Origin of the sequence: Pseudomonas sp. E45-MNA-CIBAN-0222, from assembly GCF_040310405.1 — a bacterium.
In the GTDB taxonomy this organism is placed as follows: domain Bacteria; phylum Pseudomonadota; class Gammaproteobacteria; order Pseudomonadales; family Pseudomonadaceae; genus Stutzerimonas; species Stutzerimonas stutzeri_AC.
On record NZ_JBEOPU010000013.1, the window covers coordinates 120,579 to 139,748 of the forward strand.

Below are 19,170 nucleotides of genomic sequence, written 5' to 3' on the forward strand. Positions count from 1 at the left end.
GCCGCGCGAGGCGTCAGGTGAAGATGGCGCGCAGAATGAGGAAGAACACGATGGCCAGGCCCGCACCCACCGGCAGGGTCACCAGCCAGGACATGAAGATCTTGCCGACCACGCCCAGATTCAGCGCACCGATACCGCGAGCGATGCCCACGCCGAGCACCGCACCGACCAGCGTATGGGTGGTGGACACCGGCAGACCGATGGCCGAGGCACCAACCACGGTGGTGGCAGTAGCCAGTTCGGCGGCGAAGCCGCGGCTCGGCGTCAGCTCGGTGATCTGCTTACCGATGGTGGCGATCACCTTGTAGCCGTAGGTCGCCAAGCCGATGACGATACCGACTGCCCCCAGCAGCAGGACCCAGCCCGGCACCGCCGACTTGGAGCTGATGGTGGCGACACCATCGGACTGCAGCACACCGACCACAGCAGCCAGCGGGCCCACCGCGTTGGCCACGTCATTGGAGCCGTGGGCGAAAGCCATGGAGCAGGCGGTGAAGATCATCAGCACGGCAAAGACCTTCTCCACACTGGAGAAATGGAAGGCCTTGTCCGCCTCCACATCGACTTTGATACGCGTCAGCAGAGCGATACCTAGTAGCATCACCGCAGCACCCACCCCTACCGCCAACATGAAGCTCTGTGCGCTGCTCAGGTCCAACCCGATGTGTTTGAGCCCCTTGGACAGGGTCATCAGCGCGACCATGAAGCCGGTGAGGAACATGTACAGCGGCACGAAACGCTTGGCGTTCTGGAAGGGCTCATCGGTATCGATGATCAAGCGCTGAACGCTGATGAACAGACCAAAGGCGATGGTGCCTGATAGCATGGGCGACACCACCCAGCTGGCCACGATCGGCCCGACGCCGCTCCAATGCACCGCATCCATCGATACGCCCACGGCGGCGAAGCCGATCACTGCGCCGACGATGGAGTGCGTGGTCGATACCGGCCAGCCCTTGATAGAGGCGATCAGCAGCCAGGTACCGGCCGCCAACAACGCCGACATCATGCCCAGCACCATCAGCTCCGGCGGTATGGCAGACGCATCGACAATGCCGCTCTTGATCGTTTCGGTGACTTGTCCGCCGGCCAGGTAGGCACCGCAGAACTCGAAAACCATCGCAACGACGATTGCCTGCTTGATGGTCAGCGCGCGGGAGCCTACCGAGGTACCCATGGCGTTAGCCACATCGTTGGCACCCACGCCCCAGGCCATGAAAAAACCGAACATGCAGGCGAGCACCAGGAGTACGAAGCCGTAATCCGCGATAAAGGACATAGAAATTACCTGTTGAACCCAGAAAGGACGCTGGCGCCTTAGCGCGCCAGCAATTGTTCCAGACGGTTGCCAACGCGCTCGGCGCGGTCGGCTACATCACCGATCCATTCAATGATCTTGTAGAGAAAGATCACGTCGACAGCTGGCAAATCCTTTTCCAGATGGAACAGCGCACGGCGAACCGTGATCTGCATGCGGTCGGTTTCACGCTCGATTTCTTCGAGCTCTTCGACCATCTTTTCGACGAGTGTGGCTTCGCGGCCGCTGAAGCCTGTTTCCAGCAATGAATCCAGCTCCTTCAACGCCTTGAGCGCCTGGGCGCTGGCATCAACGGTGCGCTGCACGTACGCCAGCATCTGCGGCTGCAATGGCTGCGGAATGGTCATGCAGCGGCCCAGCATCAGGCCGGCGATGTCCTTGGCACGGTTGGCGATCTTGTCCTGTACACTCAGCAGATCAAGCAGATCGGAACGCGGCACCGGCAGAAACAGACTTTTCGGCAGGTGCTGGCGAACGCTTTTCTTCAGCTTGTCAGCCTCGTTTTCCAGCTGCGACATCTGCTGCTGGATCTGCTCGACCTTCTCCCAGTCTTCGGCCATGACCGCCTGGAACAGCGGCACCAGGTTCGCTGCACATTCGTGCGACTTGGCCATATGCTGTTGCATAGGGCCGATTGGCGAACGTCCGAACAAGCTGACGAAAGGATTGACTGGCATAGGGTATGGCCCCGGCTTGAAAGAGGCGGCAAGTATACGGACAGGCCATCACGCCTGCTACCGTGTGTCATCAGGCTGCAACATCAACACATCATAGGCACCCAGTCGGCATCATGCAGAAAGAAACCGAAATCAAGCTACGCGCCAGCCGCGAAACCCTGCTCGCCCTGCGCGAACACCCGCTGCTGAAAAAGCGCAACAAGAGTGGCTGGTCGCGCCATGAGCTGTTCAACCAGTATTACGACACTGCCGACCGAGCCCTTGCCCAGGCCCGAGTCGCGCTGCGCCTGCGCCGCGATGGCGAGCAATTCATCCAAACGTTGAAGAGCCGCGGTCAAAGTGTCGCAGGCCTCTCCGAGCGCAACGAATGGGACTGGTATCTGGACAAGGCCAAGCTGGATACCAAGAAGCTCGGCGACGACTGCTGGCCAGCCAGCCTCGCCGAACTCGACAAGAAGGCCCTGAAACCGATCTTCACCACCGACTTCGTGCGCGAGAAAGCCGAGATTGCCTGGGGCCGCGGCAAGGCCAAGGTCGTGATCGAGGCTGCTCTGGACCTGGGCCAGGTCAAGGCCGGCAAACAGTCCGAGGAAATCTGCGAGCTGGAGTTGGAATTGCGCCAGGGCGACCCCCAGGCGTTGCTGGAGCTAGCCGCCGAGCTGGCCGCCGATCTGCCGCTGATGCCGTGCGATATCAGCAAGGCTGAACGCGGTTACCGCCTGCATGACGCAGATGGCTACAACCTGCAACTGCCGGCGCCGGAACTCGACGCCACGATGCCGCTGGACGACACGGTGGTTGCCCTCGGCTGGCAGCTGCTGGGCAACAGCCAACGCCTGGCCGAGCAGTATCGCTTCAATGGCCGCTGGAAACTGCTCGGCGAGTGGCTGCAACAGCTGATCGAACTGCGCGCGCTGCTCGGCAGCCTTGGCCAGGCCGCACCACGCGCCAGCAGCCGTGACTTGCGCGAGCTGCTCGATGCGCTGATCCAGGACTGGCGCCCGCGAGTCGAAGCCGGCCAGGACGATGAAGACCTGCGCAAGGCAGCCCCCGCGCAATTTGCCGAGGAGCTGGGCCAGACCCGCTGGGGCCTGCTATCACTGAAGGCCTCGTTGTGGCTGCTGCAGCGCAGCTGGACCGAAGGTCGCAACGCCCGGGGCGACCGCCAGGGCGCTGCTGAGCTGGGCAAGTGGCTGCTGCACCTGCTTGCAGAAGAGGCCAAGGCGCTGCAACTGCCGCGCTACCAGCAGCAGCCCGAGGACCTCGCCGAACAGAGCCCGCGCATGGAGCGGTTGCTGGTCTGGCTGCATCTGGCCCGTGGTGTACTGGAGCTGCCGGAAGTCGATCGTCTGTATGGCGAGTTGGCCAAGCTGCATGAGCTGGCCCGCCAGCCCATCGACGAAGAAGCTCTGGCGCTACGGGTTGAGCAAGCGCATCTGGTCTGGACACTCAAGGCCTGGAAGCAGCTGGAGAAATAACCTCCAAGACGGCGCAGGCTGCTCAAAGTTGAACCCCGGCGGCAGACAACGCCGGGGGTTTAGCGGCAAGCTTGGCTTTTCCGCCGCCGCATCGAAGGAATCCCATGTCCGTGCTGAACTCGCCTCCCCAGGACCGCCCTCTCGATCTCAACGATCTGTTGCGCGAGCTGGTCGCTCAGGGACGGGTCGCACAGGACAGCGCCGAGCAATGCCTGACGGTCCGCCGTAGCGCGGTGGCCAACCAGCAGCATCCGCTGGAATTCCTCGCCGCGCAGCAGCTCGACGACCTACAGCGGCCGGGCAAGAAGCTCGATCTGGAAACACTGACCGTCTGGCTCGCAGAGCGTGCCGGTCAGCCTTACCTGCGCATCGATCCGCTGAAGATCGACGTCGCCGCCGTCACCCCGCTGATGTCCTACGCCTTTGCCCAGCGCCACAGCATCCTCGCCGTGGCGGTGGACAGCAGCGCCGTGACCATCGCCAGCAGCCAGCCCTTCGTGCATGGCTGGGAAGCCAACCTGACCCACGTGCTCAAGCGGCCGATCAAACGGGTGGTGGCCAACCCGACGGACATTCAGCGCTTCACCGTCGAGTTCTATCGCCTGGCCAAGTCGGTCAGCGGCGCCAGTGGCACCGACCAGAAGATCAGCGGCGTCGGCAACTTCGAGCAACTGCTCAACCTCGGCGCCAGCGATCAGGAGCCGGACGCCAACGACTCGCACATCGTCAATATCGTCGACTGGCTGTTCCAGTACGCCTTCCAGCAGCGCGCCAGCGATATTCACATCGAACCGCGGCGCGAGCAGGGCACGGTGCGCTTTCGCATCGATGGCGTGCTGCACAACGTCTACCAGTTCCCTCCGCAGGTAACGATGGCGGTGGTCAGCCGGCTGAAGTCCCTCGGCCGCATGAACGTCGCCGAGAAGCGCAAGCCGCAGGACGGCCGGGTCAAGACCAAGACGCCGGAGGGGGGCGAAGTCGAGCTGCGCCTGTCGACGCTGCCGACCGCCTTCGGCGAGAAGATGGTGATGCGCATCTTCGACCCCGAGGTGCTGCTCAAGGGCTTCGACCAGCTGGGCTTTTCCGCCGATGACCTGCGCCGCTGGCAGAGCATGACCAGCCAGCCCAACGGCATCATCCTGGTCACCGGGCCGACCGGTTCGGGCAAGACCACCACGCTCTACACCACGCTCAAGCAGCTGGCCACGCCGGAAGTGAACGTCTGCACCATCGAGGACCCGATCGAGATGATCGAGGGCGCCTTCAACCAGATGCAGGTGCAGCACAACATCGAGCTGACCTTCGCCAGCGGCGTGCGTGCGCTGATGCGTCAGGACCCGGACATCATAATGGTCGGCGAGATCCGCGACCTGGAAACCGCGGAGATGGCTATCCAGGCCGCACTGACCGGGCACCTGGTGCTCTCCACCCTGCACACCAACGACGCGCCCAGTGCGATCACCCGCCTCCTGGAACTGGGTGTACCGCACTACCTGCTCAAGGCCACCTTGCTCGGCGTCATGGCCCAACGCCTGGTACGCACGCTGTGCCCGCACTGCAAGGCGCCGATGCAGCTCGATGCAGACGACTGGACCGCATTGACCAAGCCCTGGAATGCCCCGCTACCAACCACCGCGCAGCAGGCGGTGGGCTGCCTGGAATGTCGCGATACGGGCTTCCGCGGGCGTGCCGGGGTTTACGAAATCATGCTGCTGAACGATGCGATCAAGCCGCTGATCACCGCTGACACCGACATCGTTGCCTTGCGGCGCCAAGCTTTCAAAGATGGAATGCGCAGCTTGCGTCTCTCAGGCGCACAGAAGATCGCCGCTGGCCTGACGACGCTGGAAGAAGTGCTGCGGGTAACACCGCAGAGTGAACAGAAGTAGAGGCAGCAAGCAAAGCCGGGCAGCCCCACTGGCCTGCCCGCACGCGCCTGCTCAGCCCTGCGCTGCGGCGAGAATGGTCGCCACTTGATTGGGCTTGCAGTTGAGGTAGGCAGAAGACTGCAGCCATTGCTGATCGGGGTACCAGGAGAACATGAACTGGCCGCCCTTGAGGCTATCGACCACCATACGCGCCACCTCCGGCCGGACCGCCGGGCAGCCCTGACTGCGACCGATGCGGCCCTGGGTGGCGATCCAGGAAGGACTCACGTAATCGGCCGGATGAATGACGATGGCGCGTTCGCGGGCGCGATCGTTGATGCCCGGCTCCAGCCCGTCCATGCGCAGCGAGTAGCCATGTTTGCCGCTGTAGCTTTCGGCGGTGCGGAACAACCCAATGCTGGACTGGTGACTGCCAACCGTATTGGAGAACTGGGTGGCGTGGTTGTCACCGGACTTCTGCCCGTGGGCGACCAGGTCCTCGAGCAGCAACTGCTCCTTCTCCAGATCGAAGATCCACAGGCGGCGCTCGCTGGACGGCAGCGAGAAATCGATCACCGCCAGACGCTGGGCAGCACTTGCACCGTTGTTGACGGCGCACTGCATGGCCGCGACGGCATGAGTCAGCACCTGCCGGTCCAGCTTGGGTGCCAGCTGGGCCAGGCTGTCGACCATCGGCTGATCAGTGGCGCTAGCCGCAAAGACAGGCGCCGCCAGGACGAAAACGCCCACCGCCAAGCAGGTACGTCGAAGAGTGGAAAGCATGAGCAAGTAACCTCATCAGGCACGGCCCGAGGACTTCCTGTCTGGTTGGCGCCTTATACTCGCCACTGATCGCAACAGCGGCGCAACGAAGCCGGGCGGAGCGAATGAGCCCCAAATACCCGACACGATATGTTTTTATGGCCTCGAAACGATTGCGGGCATATGCCTTGAAGCACGAGGCTACAGGCGCGCAGTCTAGCAGTCACCGGAACGGCCTGGAGCGAAACGTTGTTCAAAAAATGTGCATTCCGTCTTGCCGTCTGGGTCTGCCTGGTACCGGCCGGTGTTCTCGCAGAAACGCCCCAAGCCCTGCCGACGTCGATCGAAACCGCGTTGAAAACCCTGCCGCAGAGCTGCCCATCAACGCTGCCCAGACTAGGGCCGGATGCGCTGCAACGGCTGTCGAGCTTTTACGACACGCTGCAATACCAAACCGTTTGGAACACTTACGGGATGCTGGACGGTCTGCTGCAACAGTTCGCACATCTGGCCGATGACGGCCTGGACCCTGCCCATTACCAGCCCGAACGGATACGCGAGCAGCTTTACCAAGCCTCAGCTACCCCGCTGCATCGCGAGTGCAGCGACATACTGACCAGCCACAGCTATCTCGAAGCGCTTCACCATCTGGCCCGCGGGCGCCTGCGACAGGCCGACGTAGAGCCGATCTGGCGCAGCCCGGAGGCGCCCGAACGCGATGATGCTCAACTGCTGCTGCAGATCGCCGTGCAAGGCCTCGCCGATCTGCCGGCGGCGTTCGACCGCGCGCGACCGGCCCATGCGCTCTACCGCGATCTGCGCGCCGCCTACGCCGAGTTGCGTCAGGCAGCCAAGCCTGCATGGCACCCGCTGCCAGCCGGCCCGACGCTGCGGGCTGGAATGAGCGACCCGCGCGTGCCTCTGCTGCGAGAGCTCCTGCTGGCCGGTGCCGGCAGCACGCCCGTGATGGACCTGCGCTACGACGACGAACTGATCGAGGCGGTGAAGGGCTTCCAGTTGCAGCACGGTCTGGAAGACGACGGCGTCGTTGGCGCAGGGACCCTGGGCGCGCTTAACGTCAGCCCGGCCAACCGCCTGGATCAACTGCGCATCAATCTCGAGCGCCTGCGCTGGATCACTCGTGACCTCGAGCCGCAGTCACTGCTGGTGGATATTGCCGGTGCACGGCTGATCTACTTTCGCGACAGCTGCCCATTCTGGCAGACGCGCACTCAGGTCGGCCGTGCAGAGCGCCAGACTCCGCCACTGAAATCGCGGATCACCCGGTTGACGCTCAACCCTACCTGGACCGTGCCCCCGACCATTCTGCAGCAGGACAAGCTGCCACTGATCCGCCAGGACCTCAACTACCTGGCCCGTCACCAGATGCGCGTGATCGACGCTCAGGGCAATAGCCTCGATCCGCATCAGGTCGACTGGGACAACCCCCGCGGCATCATGCTGCGTCAGGACGCCGGTCCGGCCAACCCGCTCGGGCAGATCGCAATTCGCTTCGCCAACCCCTTCTCGGTTTATCTGCACGACACACCGAGCAAGCCCCTGTTCAACCGTGCCGCGCGGGCTCTCAGCTCGGGCTGCGTTCGGGTCGAGGCAGCACTGCAGCTGGCCGACCTGCTGCTTGCGGAAAGTGAGCGGGAAACCGTCGCAACGCTTTTGCAGACCGGCAAAACCCATGAGTATCGCCTCGCACGCCCCACGCCGATCCTGATCGCCTACTGGACAGCGGACGCCGACGACAACGGCCAGCCGCGTTACCGCCCAGACATCTACAAGCGTGACGCCGCGCTGCTCAGAGCGCTAAACACGGCCCGCTAGGGCAGCCCGGCGAGTGCTTACTGCTACCCTCGAGAGCTCCGTTCGTCGGGAGTTTCGTTACCTGCCGCCTGAACCTAGCGGCCTCGGCGTAGTCTTTTGCTGACCACTCGACATCGACCTTCGCTGCCGAGTGTTTAACTAATAAACCCGTCTGAATTACTCAGTGCCATGGATAGCCGAGCAGGACACCTTGAACGCCGAATACAGCGCCCCCGCAGCGATCTGGAATGAAGCTGACCGGCTGACCGCATTGGCTCGCTATGCCGCGCTCGACGCCTCGTGCGAAGCGGATCTCGATGAGCTCGCCGCCATGGCCGCGGACCTCTGTGCCTGCCCAGCAGCGGCCGTCTACTTCATCGACGCCGAGTACCAACACTGCATAGCCGCATTCGCCCTCGAACGCCAACGTATCGCGCGCGAGTACTCACCTTCAGCCCAGGCGATCCTGCAGACCGCGACGCTGGTCGAGCAACGCGCTGACGCTCTTGCCGCCCCACTGCAATTGCCACGGCTTGCCGATGGCGAGAACGCCAGCTTCTATGCCGCGGCAATATTGCGCGACCTCAAGGGACTGCCGCTGGGCGCGTTGTGTGTCTTCGACCACCAACCGCGCGAATTGACATCGCGACAGGCCACACAGCTACAGGCCGTAGCGCGGCAAGTCATGGCTCGCCTGGAACTGCGCCGACTTCGCGTGGAGGAAGAGCGCAACCGCCAGATTATCGAGAGCGCTCAGGACTACGCCATCCTGGCCACCGATCTACAAGGCTTCATCACCAGCTGGAACAGCGGCGCGCAACGACTGCTCGGCTGGTCGGCCGAACAAGCCATCGGCCAACATGCTGCCTGTATCTTCACCGAGGAAGATCGCGCGCAGAAAGCCGACGAATACGAGATGCGCACGGCGCTGGAACAGGGCAGAGCCGTCGACGAGCGCTGGCATCAACGCAAGGATGGCTCGCGTTTCTGGGCCAGCGGCATACTCACACCGCTGCTTGATGGCGGCGAAGTACAAGGCTTCGTCAAAATCCTGCGTGATCTAACCGAGACCCGCGTGCAGCAGGCCGCCGCTCGCGAAACTGAAGAGCGCTACCGCACGCTGATCGACCTCAGCCCGCAGGTCATCTGGCAATGCGATGCCGGGGGCGAGCTGAGTTTCTGCAACAGTTACTGGTGTGAATTCACGGGCCTTAGCGCGCAGGCGTCACGCGGTGACGGCTGGCTCGCGGCAATCGCCGCGGCCGACCGCCAATCCGTTGCCGAGCAATGGCGCCAGGCCATGCGCCGGGAGCTACCGTGCAGACTGGAGTTGCCACTGCGCGACGTGGATGGCAGCCCACGGTGGTTTCAAGCCAGCGCCGCGCCCATCTACGACACCGATGGGCGGCTTCTGCATTGGATCTGCGTAGCGCAGGACATCGACAGCCGCCGACGCTCGGAAATGAAGCGCCTGGAGAGTGAAGCCTTTACTCGCCTGCTGCTCGACTCAGCCAATGAGGGCTTCTACTCAATCGACTGCACCGGCGCGGTGACCCTGTGCAACGATGCCTTTCTCAACATGCTTGGCTTCAGCAGTCGCGACGAAGTGCTCGGCAAGCAGCTGCACCAAACGATCCACCACAGCCACCCCGACGGCAGTCCTTATCCGGTACATGAGTGCCCGATTCAGCACACGGCGCTCACTGGCGAACCGCGGCATGTAGAGCACGAACTGTTCTTCCGCGTCGACGGTAGCAGCCTGCCAGTGGAGTACCGCGTAGCGCCTATTTATCGCGACGGCCAATTGCAGGGCGCCATCTGCACTTTCAGCGATATCAGCGAGCGGACCCAACATCAGGCGTTGCAGGCTTTCCTGCTGGAGCTGAGCGACTGCCTGCAGGCCAACAGCGAACGTGTGGATTTCTGCTGCCTGCTCGACGAGCGGCTGGCTCAGTTGCTGCGTTGCGATTACATCGCCTGGGCCGGCCTGGAGGATGAGGCGCTGGTGGTGCGTCAGGAATGGCGCAGCCCTGCTGTGTCCAGTTGCCTCGGCCGCCACGCCCTGGGCCAGAACATGTCGGCACTCCTCGAACAACTGCAGCGCGACGGCGTGATGCTGCTCAATGGAGATGACCCGCAGAGCAGTACGCTACGCCAGTGCCTGGCCAGCACCACACTGCTGGTGGCCGAACTACCAGGCGTCGAGGCCGGCATGTCGAACACCGCGCTGTTGTTTTCTCGTAGCCGGACACAGCCCTGGAGCATGGATGACATCGCGCTGGTGCGTGAGGTGCTGGAGCGCATCCGCGGCGCCGCCGAGCGCACCCGAGCGAGCAAGGCCCTGCGCGAGGCGGAGCAGCGCATCAGCCTGGCTAACGAGATCGCATCGATCGGCGTGTGGGAATACCGCGACGGCCAGCATTCACTGCATTGGGACACCCAGCTCAAGGCCATGGCCGGCATACCGCCGGACCAGCCAGGGCTGGACGTGCACGAAATTCTCGCGCGGGTGCATCCAGACGATCGCAGCACACTGATCAAAGCGCTGGGCGACACCCTCACCGGCAAAGGCGATGGCGAGTTCCAACTCGACTACCGGATATTCGATACACGCATCGGCGAGTTCGTCTGGCTGGCGAATCGCGGCCGTCGACTGCTTGATTCGAGCGGCGAGATACGCATCCTCGGCACTGCGCGCAACATTACTGCCGAGCGCAACGCTGCCGAACGCATGTTGCGCATGAACGAGATGCTCGAAGAGCAAATCAAGGATCGCCAGCAGGCTGAGCAGCGCCAGACAGCGCTGATCGAACTGGGCGACTTGCTTCGCGAGCAGCACGATAGCCAAACCATCGCCCATGCCGCCGTCAGCGTGATTGGCCGCACGATCGGCATATCCCGAGTGCTGTTTGCCAGCGTCGACGCCTCCAGCCAGAGCGCCACCATCGAACGCTACTGGAGCGATGGCAGTTCCGACAGCAGTAGCGAAGTGGTGCATTTCGCCGACTACGGCGACTTCTTCTACGACTTGCTGGAAAACGAACTGGTCGTGATCGAGGACGTGCTGCATGACGCTCGCACGGCCAGCCACGCCGATAACTTCGCCGAAGGCCAGATCCGCAGCATCGTTTGCGTCCCGCTGTTCGAGCAAGGGCGCATTTCCGCTGTGATGATGCTGCTTGAGAACCAGCCGCGGGCCTGGCTCGACGAAGACATTTCCTTCATTCGTGAAGTTGCCGACCGAGCCTGGACCGCTGATGAGCGTATGCGCGCCGAACGTGCACTGCGCGAAAGCGAAGAGCAGTTCCGCACGCTGGCCGACAACATGAGCCAATTCGCCTGGATGGCCGACCCCGCGGGCCGCATCTACTGGTACAACAAGCGCTGGTATGACTACACCGGCACCACGGGCGAGGCCATGCGCGCACTGGGCTGGCGGGCGGTAAATCACCCCGAGCACCACGAACGGGTCAGCGCCTCGATGAAACGCGCCTTCGCAATCGGCTCGATCTGGGAAGAAACCTTCCCGCTGCGCGGTAAGGACGGCAAATACCGTTGGTTCCTTTCCCGAGCCCTGCCAATTCGCGACGACTTCGGCCAGGTTACTCACTGGTTCGGCACCAATACCGACGTGACTGCCCAGGTCGCCGCGGAAGAGGCGCTACGTGAACTCAATGACAGCCTGGAGCGACGCGTAGCCGAGCGCACCCGCGAACTGGCGGCAATCAACAGCCGGCTGCATATCGAGATGGCCGAGCGCGAACGCGCCGAGGAAGCACTGCGTCACGCGCAGAAGATGGAGGCTATCGGTCAACTCACCGGCGGCCTGGCCCACGATTTCAACAACATGCTGACCGGCGTGCTTGGCGCACTCGACTTGATCCAGCGCCGGCTCGCCAGCGGCAGCACCGGCGACCTCGACCGTTACATCGATGCCGCCACCACATCGGCCAACCGCGCCGCCGCATTGACCCACCGCCTGCTTGCATTTGCCCGGCGCCAATCGCTGGCCCCCAAACCGGTGGACGTAAACCAGCTGGTAATGTCTATGGAGGACATGCTGCGCCGCACCATGGGCGAGCACATTCAGCTTCGCGTCGAGTTGCAGCCTGATACCTGGCTTGCCTACACCGACGGCCACCAGCTGGAAAACGCTCTGCTCAACCTGGTGATCAATGCCAGGGATGCCATGGCCGATGGTGGGCAGCTCGGTGTGACCACGCAGAATGTTCGCGTCGAACAGCCCCAGCCAGGCTCCCCCGAGCCAGGTGATTACGTGGTACTCAGCGTCACCGACAATGGCGCAGGCATGTCGGCACAAACCATTGCCAAGGCCTTCGATCCGTTCTTCACCACCAAACCCATCGGCCAAGGCACCGGACTGGGTCTGTCGATGGTGTATGGGTTCGCCAAGCAGACCGGCGGCCACGTGCGCATCGACAGCACCCTGGGCGAAGGTACCCAGGTCGTTCTTTATCTCCCGCGTAATCACACCGAAGAAGAGGCATCGCCAGCGCTGGAACAAAGCGCTGAGGTACCCAGCGCCATGAAGGGTGAGACGGTGTTGGTCGTGGAAGACGAAGCGGCCGTGCGCATGCTGGTGGTGGAAGTCCTGCAGGAGCTGGGCTATCAGGTCGTAGAAGCCTTCGACGCCAACAGCGCGCTGCCCTATCTGCATAGCGATAAGCGTCTCGATCTGCTGGTCAGCGATTTTGGCCTACCGGGCCTCAACGGACGGCAACTTGTCGAAAGCGCGAAAGAACATCGCCCCGAGCTGAAGGTACTGTTCATCACCGGCTACGTTCCGGACGAGGAAATGCGCAACGACTTCCTCGGTCCAGGGATGGATATCCTGGCCAAGCCTTTCAGTATCGACATGCTGGCCGCCCGCATCCGCCGCCTGATAGACGAACGAGGCTGAGCGAGCCCCGGAACTCTCGTGCGTGCATCGGACTCTGAAAAGTACGACAGCAAGGAGTTTCCGCTCATGCGCAAGATACTGTTCGCAGCGTTCACACTGGCAATGGCACCCATTGGCAGTGCCATGGCCGACGGCCTGGTGCGTGACATTCTCTCTTCAGGCGCGACCACTGGTTCCACTTACCTGACTTTCAAGGACAACAAGCTGGTGATCCCGGCGCGCGAAGATGCGGGCAGCTTCGTTGCCAGCAATGGCGAGATCCGCGGTCCTTATCTGGAGGCGATGCTGCAGCAACTGCGCAGTGAGCAGCCGCATCTGCAGGCCACCGATATGGAGTTGGCCAGCGCGATCCTGGCAGCCGAACAGCCTCGCTGAGCCTGAGCCCGCTGCCTAATCATCCACGCATCTCCACGAGGTAAGTATGAAGAAGAGCGCTTCCGCCGTCTGGCAAGGCGGCCTGAAAGACGGCAAAGGCACCATCAGCACCGAAAGCGGCGCATTGAAGGACAATCCTTACGGCTTCAACACCCGCTTCGAGGACACACCAGGAACTAACCCTGAAGAGTTGATCGGAGCCGCCCATGCCGGCTGCTTTTCGATGGCGTTTTCAATGATGCTTGGCCAGGCCGGCCTCACTGCTGAGCGCATCGACACGCGCGCCGAGGTGACCCTCGACAAGGATGGCGAAGGCTTCAGCATCACCGCGATCGAGCTCACTCTCAAGGCACGAATCCCTGGCGCCGATGACGCCCAATTTCAGCAGATAGCCAACCAGGCAAAAGAAGGCTGCCCGGTGTCCAAGGTGCTCAACGCGCGCATCACCCTCAACGCTACGCTGGAAAGCTGAGCCATTCCAACCGGTGAGGCTGCTCCATCCGTGCACAAAAAAACGCCACTCCGTTGCCGGTGTGGCGTTTTTTTCATTCGGAGCGGATATCAGCCACGAATGTTGTAGATGTCCTTCTCGTTCAGCTCGGCATATTCGTACAGGCGGTTTAGATAGGCGCTTTGCTGCTCCCACACCTTGGACGCCACCGGATCGGCCTTCGCGGATGCATCGACCACTTCGGCCGCCACTTCCTTCAGTCGCGCAAGGACCTCGTCCGGCAGGCGGCGCACTTCAACGCCCTGCTCGCGCAGTTGTTCCATCGCTTCCATGTTCTTGGCGTTGTAGTCGTCGAGCATGTCGCCGTTGACGTCACGAGCAGCGGCACGAACGATGGCTTTCAGATCGTCTGGCAGCGTATCCCAGGCCTTGAGGTTCACGTCCAGTTCGAAGGTGACGTTCGGCTCCTGCCAGCCTGGCGTGTAGTAGTACTTGGAGGCTTTGTGCAGACCCAGCGCCAGGTCGTTGTACGGGCCGATCCACTCGGTGGCATCGATTGCGCCGGTTTGCAGCGCGGTGAAGATTTCGCCAGCCGGCATGTTCACAACGGTCCCGCCCATCTTGGTCAGCACTTCGCCGCCCAGGCCAGGGGTGCGCATCTTCAGGCCCTTGAAGTCCTCGACCGAGTTGATTTCCTTGTTGAACCAGCCGGCCGTCTGCACGCCAGTGGCACCACATGCCATCGGTAGCACGCCGTAGGGCTTGTAAACCTCCTCCCAGAGCTGCATGCCGCCGCCGCGATGCAGCCAGGCGTTCATTTCCTGGGCGTTCGGTCCGAATGGCAACGCGCAGAAGAACTGCGCAGCCGGGACCTTGCCCTTCCAGTAGTAAGGTGCGCCATGGCCCATTTCGGCCGTGCCACGCGAAACCGCATCGAACACTTCCAGCGCCGGAACCAGCTCACCGGCGGCATAGACCTTGATCTTCAGCCGGCCACCGCTCATCTCGTTGACCAGATTGGCGAAACGCTCGGCGCCGACGCCGACGCCAGGGAAGTTCTTCGGCCAGGAGGTGACCATCTTCCAGTTGAATGTCTGCTGCTCGGCCTGCTTGCTTTCGCCCGCTACCGGCTTGTCACTCTTGTCATTGCAGCCAGCCAGTGCAGTGGCCGCCAGGCCTACGCCAGCGGCGGTGAGAATGTCACGACGTTTCATGTAGTTACTCCTTGTTATTTGTTCTTATTTTGCGCAACGGCAAGGCCACGCTTGCCAGGCCGCAACGCCTTTCTCCATATGAGTTCATGGCCAAGCTGGTTGCGGACTCATGCGGCGAAGCCTGTGCCGAAAATGCGGACACCATTTCGGGCTCGACTAACATTAGAGCCTCCAGCGTCTCAAGCCTAGCGCATAAGCTAAAAGTCGTAGGCCGATTGCTGCAAAGCGCCAGTACTGCAAGAATCGCCGTCTTCCGCCAACCCTTGCGTCTACAAGAAGGACTAAAAATGTCCCAGAGCCCACCGCCCCTGCTGCGTGTGGCCGGCCTAATCGATGCGTGCAACATGCGCCTCGGCCAGCTATGTGCCTGGATCACCCTGTTTCTCGTCATCGGTACCACCGTCGTGGTCGTACTTCGCTACGGTTTCGGCATCGGCGCCATCGCTCTGCAAGAGGCAGTCATGTACGGCCACGCGCTGGTGTTCATGGGGGCCGCCGCCTGGACCCTGCAGCGCAACGGCCATGTCCGCGTCGACATTTTCTATCAGAAGTTCAGCGGTCGCCGGCAGGCGACAGTCGACGGCGTGGGCCACCTGCTGTTCCTCCTGCCCGTATGCCTGTTTCTGGGCTGGAACAGCTGGGATTACGTCAGCAACTCCTGGTCGACGCTCGAAGGCTCGAATGAATCCGGTGGGCTGAAGTTCGTCTATCTGCAGAAGAGCATCATCCTGCTACTGGTCGGTAGCCTTGCGCTCCAGGCGCTTTCGGATCTGATCAAAGCCGGCTACCGCATCGCCGGCCGTCTGCCAGAAGCAGAGCAGGAGGTGAAGCATGGGTGAGATCATGGCCATCCTGCTGTTCATCAGCATCTGCTTTGCCCTGATGTCGGGTTACCCGGTCGCCTTCACGCTTGGCGGCATGGCACTCCTGTTCGCCGGCATCGGCGTAGTCACCGGCTCGTTCGACGTAGGCTACCTGCACGCGCTGCCGAATCGCATCTTCGGCATCATGAACAACCAGACGATGCTGGCAGTGCCACTGTTCGTCTTCATGGGCGTGATGCTGGAGAAATCCCGCGTCGCCGAAGACCTGCTGGAATCCATGTCGCGACTGTTCGGCACCATGCGTGGCGGCCTGGCGATCTCGGTCTGCGTGGTCGGCGCGCTGCTCGCGGCCAGTACCGGCATCGTCGGCGCCACCGTGGTCACCATGGGTCTGCTGGCGCTGCCGACCATGCTGCGTCGCGGCTACGACCCAGCCATCGCCACCGGCACCCTTGCCGCCACCGGCACGCTCGGGCAGATCATCCCGCCGTCGATCATCCTGGTTCTACTCGGCGACGTGATGTCCAGCGCCTTCCAGCAAGCGCAACTGAAGCTGGGTATCTTCTCGCCCAAAACCGTGTCAGTCGGCGATCTGTTCGTCGGCGCGCTGATTCCGGGCCTTTTGCTGGTCGGCATGTACATCCTCTACCTGATCGCCGTCGCCATCTTCCAGCCCAAGAAATTACCCGCCCTGCCTCAAGAAGAGTTGGGGCCGATTGAATGGGGCAAACTGATCGGCGCGCTGCTGCCACCACTGCTGTTGATCACCGCGGTGCTCGGCTCGATTCTGGCTGGGTATGCCACCCCAACCGAGGCTGCCGCCATCGGTGCGCTCGGCGCGACACTGCTGTCGATCGCCAAGGGGCAGTTGAACTTCACCCAGCTCAAGCAAGTGGCGTTCGGTACCACCGAAATCACCTCGATGGTGTTCCTGATCCTTATCGGTGCCTCGCTGTTCTCCCTGGTGTTCCGCGGCTTCGGCGGTGAAGCACTGATCGAGGATGCGCTGCATTCACTGCCAGGCGGTGTGCTCGGCGCCTTCCTGGTGGTGATGCTGGTCATCTTCCTGCTGGGCTTCATCCTCGATTTCATCGAGATCATTTTCGTGGTGGTGCCCATCGTCGGCCCGATCCTGCTGGCCATGGGTCTGGACCCGGTCTGGCTCGGCGTAATGTTTGCGATCAATCTGCAGACTTCATTCCTTACCCCGCCGTTCGGCTTCTCGCTGTTCTACCTACGCGGTGTCACGCCACGCAGCGTTCCGACCAGTGTGATGTACAAAGGCGTGCTGCCCTTCATCGCGATTCAGATCGGCATGCTGGTGGTGGCCTATATGTGGCCGGGAATCGTCACCTGGCTGCCGGAACAGGTCTACGGCAAGTAACCGCAACTGCAACGCCCGTCCCTCGACGGGCGTTGTGCTTCATGCAACAGACATCCCGCTACAATCGGCAGCCGTCCCACTACTCACCTCGCCGATGTCTGCCTCTCCGTCGCTACTCGAACGCTTCCACGCGCTGGATCGCTTTCTCACCCAGCATCAGTCGCTATGGCGGCAGCGCCCGTTCGTCTGTCGAACACTGCTCTGGGAAGTCGACTACCCCGAACTCGCCGCGTGGCTCCGCGCCCGCTCACTGGCCGACGCTGAAGCCGCGCATAACCACCCAACCGAACTCGACGCGCCGGCCCCTTTCCCCCAGTTGGCCGCCATGGCCAGCCAACTGAGCCAGATCGACGAGCTGCCCGTGGGAGCTTCGCCTGCGATCAGCCATCGGCAGAGCGTGGACGTACCGGGGCGCAAGTCGCTACAAATCCAGGCATTCAGCGCACGCCTGCAGTTTCGCGAAACACCTCGACATTGGCTGGACTGGTGCGCCGGCAAGGGACATCTCGGCCGGTACCTGGCCGGCAACGGTACCGCGCTGACTTGCCTGGAGTGGGACGATGCGCTGGTCGAAGCAGGTGCCCAGATGAGCAAACGAATGGGCATCGTGGCGAACCACCAATGCCAGGACGTCCTGGCCGCCAGCGCTGCCGAACAGCTGCACGCCACACATACCCCGATCGCGCTGCATGCCTGCGGCGACCTGCATGTACGGTTGCTACAACTGGCTATCGCCAAACAGTGTCGCCAGCTCGCCGTGGCGCCCTGTTGCTATAACCGCACCCAGGAAAATACTTATGCCCCGCTCTCCAAGGCAGCCGCGGGGTCTGCGCTGCAGCTAACGCGCGACGACCTAGGCCTGCCGCTGAGTGAGACAGTCACCGCCGGCGCCCGGGAACGGCGCAACCGCGATCAGTCCATGGCCTGGCGGCTGGGCTTCGACACGCTGCAGCGTAGCTTGCGCCAGCAAGACGACTACCTGCCAACACCCTCGCTACCCAGTGCCTGGCTGAAGAAGGACTTCTCCGACTATTGCCGCGACCTCGCCGCACTCAAGCAGCTACCCGCACCGGGCAAAGAAGACTGGGCGGCATTGGAGCGAAGCGGCTGGCAGCGCCTAGCCGAAGTCCGCAATCTGGAGCTGGTGCGCAGCCTGTTCCGCCGCCCGCTGGAACTGTGGCTGCTGCTAGACCGCGCGTTGCTACTCGAGGAACAGGGCTATCACGTTCGTCTGGGCACCTTCTGCCCCCACGAACTGACGCCGCGAAACTTGCTGCTACTCGCCGAACGCGCCTAACTCCGCAAAAAGTGACTGAGCCTGAACAAGCAACTGCAAGTCACCGTAACCAAACGGTTTACTCGCCGCGCGCAATGGATATAATGGCGACCCTCAAATGCCGGTATAGCTCAGCTGGTAGAGCAACTGACTTGTAATCAGTAGGTCCCGGGTTCGACTCCTGGTGCCGGCACCATATAGATCAACGACTTAGGCTCACCGCAGGTGGGCCTTTTTCGTTTCTGCTCAACACTTTGCTCAACACATCCCCGGCGCTACCCCTCATTCGACCAATTGAAGCGCTTCTCTGAGCTATCGTGGCGAAATCCTAAACCTACAAGAATGTGGTCGAATTCCACCCCAAAAAGCTTTCACAGAACGGCACAGTGTTTCTACACATCACGAGGAGCACCTGCCATGCCACACGAAATCTTCCTGACTAGCGCCGAGCTTTGTCAGCTGCTGCGCTGCAGCAGCACGACCCTCTGGCGTATGCGACAAAACCCCGGTTTTCCGCAACCACGCCACTTTGGGCGGCGCCTTTTGTGGTTGCGCAGGGATGTGGAACACTTCCTCACGATCGAAGCCTGACGCCCGCCTCGCCCTCTAATCGAGCCACTGCCGTCTAGAGGGCTGTCCCAATCTTTTTTCTATCGAAGCCAGTCATTTTGGCTTGCGGGCACCCTTGCGCCCGAAAAATGAGGAATACGGTATGAACGCCTCAGAGAAACGTAAGCGTCCAGCCAAGTCACCTTCCGAACTCCCGCATTAAGGACGATGGTGTCCGCGTATTTTTTAAGCGGACGC

The 19,170-nt window shown here is 62.2% G+C and carries 14 protein-coding genes and 1 tRNA gene; 11 read left to right on the top strand and 4 right to left on the bottom strand.

Annotated elements, in window-relative coordinates; translation table 11 throughout:
• Positions 1-13: 13 nt before the first annotated feature.
• Together AAEZ08_RS18565 and AAEZ08_RS18570 are read right to left on the bottom strand one after the other, a co-directional pair.
• Positions 14-1,279, bottom strand: a complete 1,266-nt coding sequence (locus AAEZ08_RS18565) for an inorganic phosphate transporter (protein ID WP_003281044.1) — start codon at positions 1,277-1,279, stop codon at positions 14-16.
• A 38-nt stretch (positions 1,280-1,317) separates the two neighbouring features.
• Complete coding sequence (locus AAEZ08_RS18570; protein WP_003281043.1) at positions 1,318-1,995, bottom strand: TIGR00153 family protein; 678 nt, start codon at positions 1,993-1,995, stop codon at positions 1,318-1,320.
• A 113-nt stretch (positions 1,996-2,108) separates the two neighbouring features.
• Here AAEZ08_RS18570 and AAEZ08_RS18575 point away from each other — a divergent pair, with 113 nt between their 5' ends.
• Both AAEZ08_RS18575 and tfpB read left to right on the top strand, forming a co-directional pair.
• The gene (locus tag AAEZ08_RS18575; protein ID WP_500124866.1) at positions 2,109-3,473 is read left to right on the top strand and encodes a CYTH domain-containing protein; all 1,365 of its coding nucleotides are present in this window, start codon (positions 2,109-2,111) and stop codon (positions 3,471-3,473) included.
• A gap of 104 nt (positions 3,474-3,577) precedes the next feature.
• Entirely contained in the window at positions 3,578-5,362 is a 1,785-nt protein-coding gene (tfpB, locus tag AAEZ08_RS18580) for a type IV pilus assembly ATPase TfpB (RefSeq protein WP_003281041.1), read from the top strand.
• Positions 5,363-5,413: 51 nt separating this feature from the next.
• Here the strand turns inward: tfpB and AAEZ08_RS18585 are convergent, their stop codons facing one another.
• A complete protein-coding gene (locus AAEZ08_RS18585) occupies positions 5,414-6,124 on the bottom strand; it encodes a murein L,D-transpeptidase catalytic domain family protein (RefSeq protein WP_500124867.1) in 711 nt (236 codons plus the stop codon).
• A gap of 228 nt (positions 6,125-6,352) precedes the next feature.
• Here AAEZ08_RS18585 and AAEZ08_RS18590 point away from each other — a divergent pair, with 228 nt between their 5' ends.
• The 4 genes from AAEZ08_RS18590 (at position 6,353) to AAEZ08_RS18605 (ending at position 13,686) form a co-directional block, all read left to right on the top strand.
• Positions 6,353-7,939 (top strand): L,D-transpeptidase family protein, encoded by a 1,587-nt coding sequence (locus AAEZ08_RS18590; protein ID WP_500124868.1) that lies wholly within the window; start codon positions 6,353-6,355, stop codon positions 7,937-7,939.
• Between the two features lie 190 nt (positions 7,940-8,129).
• Positions 8,130-12,839 carry a PAS domain S-box protein gene (locus AAEZ08_RS18595; RefSeq protein ID WP_500124869.1) on the top strand — a complete coding sequence of 1,570 codons (4,710 nt, stop codon included), beginning with the start codon at positions 8,130-8,132 and terminating at the stop codon, positions 12,837-12,839.
• 66 nt (positions 12,840-12,905) lie between these two features.
• Complete coding sequence (locus AAEZ08_RS18600) at positions 12,906-13,214, top strand: DUF2388 domain-containing protein (protein ID WP_500124870.1); 309 nt, start codon at positions 12,906-12,908, stop codon at positions 13,212-13,214.
• Between the two features lie 46 nt (positions 13,215-13,260).
• The gene (locus AAEZ08_RS18605) at positions 13,261-13,686 is read left to right on the top strand and encodes an OsmC family protein (protein WP_102820951.1); all 426 of its coding nucleotides are present in this window, start codon (positions 13,261-13,263) and stop codon (positions 13,684-13,686) included.
• Between the two features lie 89 nt (positions 13,687-13,775).
• Here AAEZ08_RS18605 and AAEZ08_RS18610 read toward each other — a convergent pair whose 3' ends face one another.
• Positions 13,776-14,879: a TRAP transporter substrate-binding protein gene (locus tag AAEZ08_RS18610; protein ID WP_003281032.1), complete on the bottom strand. Its 1,104-nt coding sequence runs from the start codon at positions 14,877-14,879 to the stop codon at positions 13,776-13,778.
• Between the two features lie 287 nt (positions 14,880-15,166).
• Between AAEZ08_RS18610 and AAEZ08_RS18615 the strand changes: the two genes are divergently transcribed.
• From AAEZ08_RS18615 to AAEZ08_RS18635, 5 genes are all read left to right on the top strand, one after another.
• Positions 15,167-15,718 (top strand): TRAP transporter small permease subunit, encoded by a 552-nt coding sequence (locus tag AAEZ08_RS18615; protein ID WP_003281030.1) that lies wholly within the window; start codon positions 15,167-15,169, stop codon positions 15,716-15,718.
• Complete coding sequence (locus AAEZ08_RS18620; protein WP_003281028.1) at positions 15,711-17,087, top strand: TRAP transporter large permease; 1,377 nt, start codon at positions 15,711-15,713, stop codon at positions 17,085-17,087. The genes AAEZ08_RS18615 and AAEZ08_RS18620 overlap by 8 nt, the downstream gene beginning before the upstream one ends.
• Before the next feature lie 94 nt (positions 17,088-17,181).
• Complete coding sequence (locus tag AAEZ08_RS18625) at positions 17,182-18,384, top strand: methyltransferase (protein ID WP_427703361.1); 1,203 nt, start codon at positions 17,182-17,184, stop codon at positions 18,382-18,384.
• A gap of 99 nt (positions 18,385-18,483) precedes the next feature.
• A tRNA-Thr gene (locus AAEZ08_RS18630) sits at positions 18,484-18,559 on the top strand.
• A gap of 221 nt (positions 18,560-18,780) precedes the next feature.
• Positions 18,781-18,954, top strand: a complete 174-nt coding sequence (locus tag AAEZ08_RS18635) for a helix-turn-helix transcriptional regulator (RefSeq protein ID WP_181066383.1) — start codon at positions 18,781-18,783, stop codon at positions 18,952-18,954.
• The last annotated feature ends 216 nt before the right edge of the window (positions 18,955-19,170 follow it).

Bases quoted from the DNA above. Each gene is read 5' to 3' on its own strand.
- AAEZ08_RS18565 (WP_003281044.1), bottom strand. From the start codon at position 1,279: ATGTCCTTTATCGCGGATTACGGCTTCGTACTCCTGGTGCTCGCCTGC.
- AAEZ08_RS18570 (WP_003281043.1), bottom strand. From the start codon at position 1,995: ATGCCAGTCAATCCTTTCGTCAGCTTGTTCGGACGTTCGCCAATCGGC.
- AAEZ08_RS18575 (WP_500124866.1), top strand. From the start codon at position 2,109: ATGCAGAAAGAAACCGAAATCAAGCTACGCGCCAGCCGCGAAACCCTG.
- tfpB (WP_003281041.1), top strand. From the start codon at position 3,578: ATGTCCGTGCTGAACTCGCCTCCCCAGGACCGCCCTCTCGATCTCAAC.
- AAEZ08_RS18585 (WP_500124867.1), bottom strand. From the start codon at position 6,124: ATGCTTTCCACTCTTCGACGTACCTGCTTGGCGGTGGGCGTTTTCGTC.
- AAEZ08_RS18600 (WP_500124870.1), top strand. From the start codon at position 12,906: ATGCGCAAGATACTGTTCGCAGCGTTCACACTGGCAATGGCACCCATT.
- AAEZ08_RS18605 (WP_102820951.1), top strand. From the start codon at position 13,261: ATGAAGAAGAGCGCTTCCGCCGTCTGGCAAGGCGGCCTGAAAGACGGC.
- AAEZ08_RS18610 (WP_003281032.1), bottom strand. From the start codon at position 14,879: ATGAAACGTCGTGACATTCTCACCGCCGCTGGCGTAGGCCTGGCGGCC.
- AAEZ08_RS18615 (WP_003281030.1), top strand. From the start codon at position 15,167: ATGTCCCAGAGCCCACCGCCCCTGCTGCGTGTGGCCGGCCTAATCGAT.
- AAEZ08_RS18620 (WP_003281028.1), top strand. From the start codon at position 15,711: ATGGGTGAGATCATGGCCATCCTGCTGTTCATCAGCATCTGCTTTGCC.
- AAEZ08_RS18625 (WP_427703361.1), top strand. From the start codon at position 17,182: ATGTCTGCCTCTCCGTCGCTACTCGAACGCTTCCACGCGCTGGATCGC.
- AAEZ08_RS18635 (WP_181066383.1), top strand. From the start codon at position 18,781: ATGCCACACGAAATCTTCCTGACTAGCGCCGAGCTTTGTCAGCTGCTG.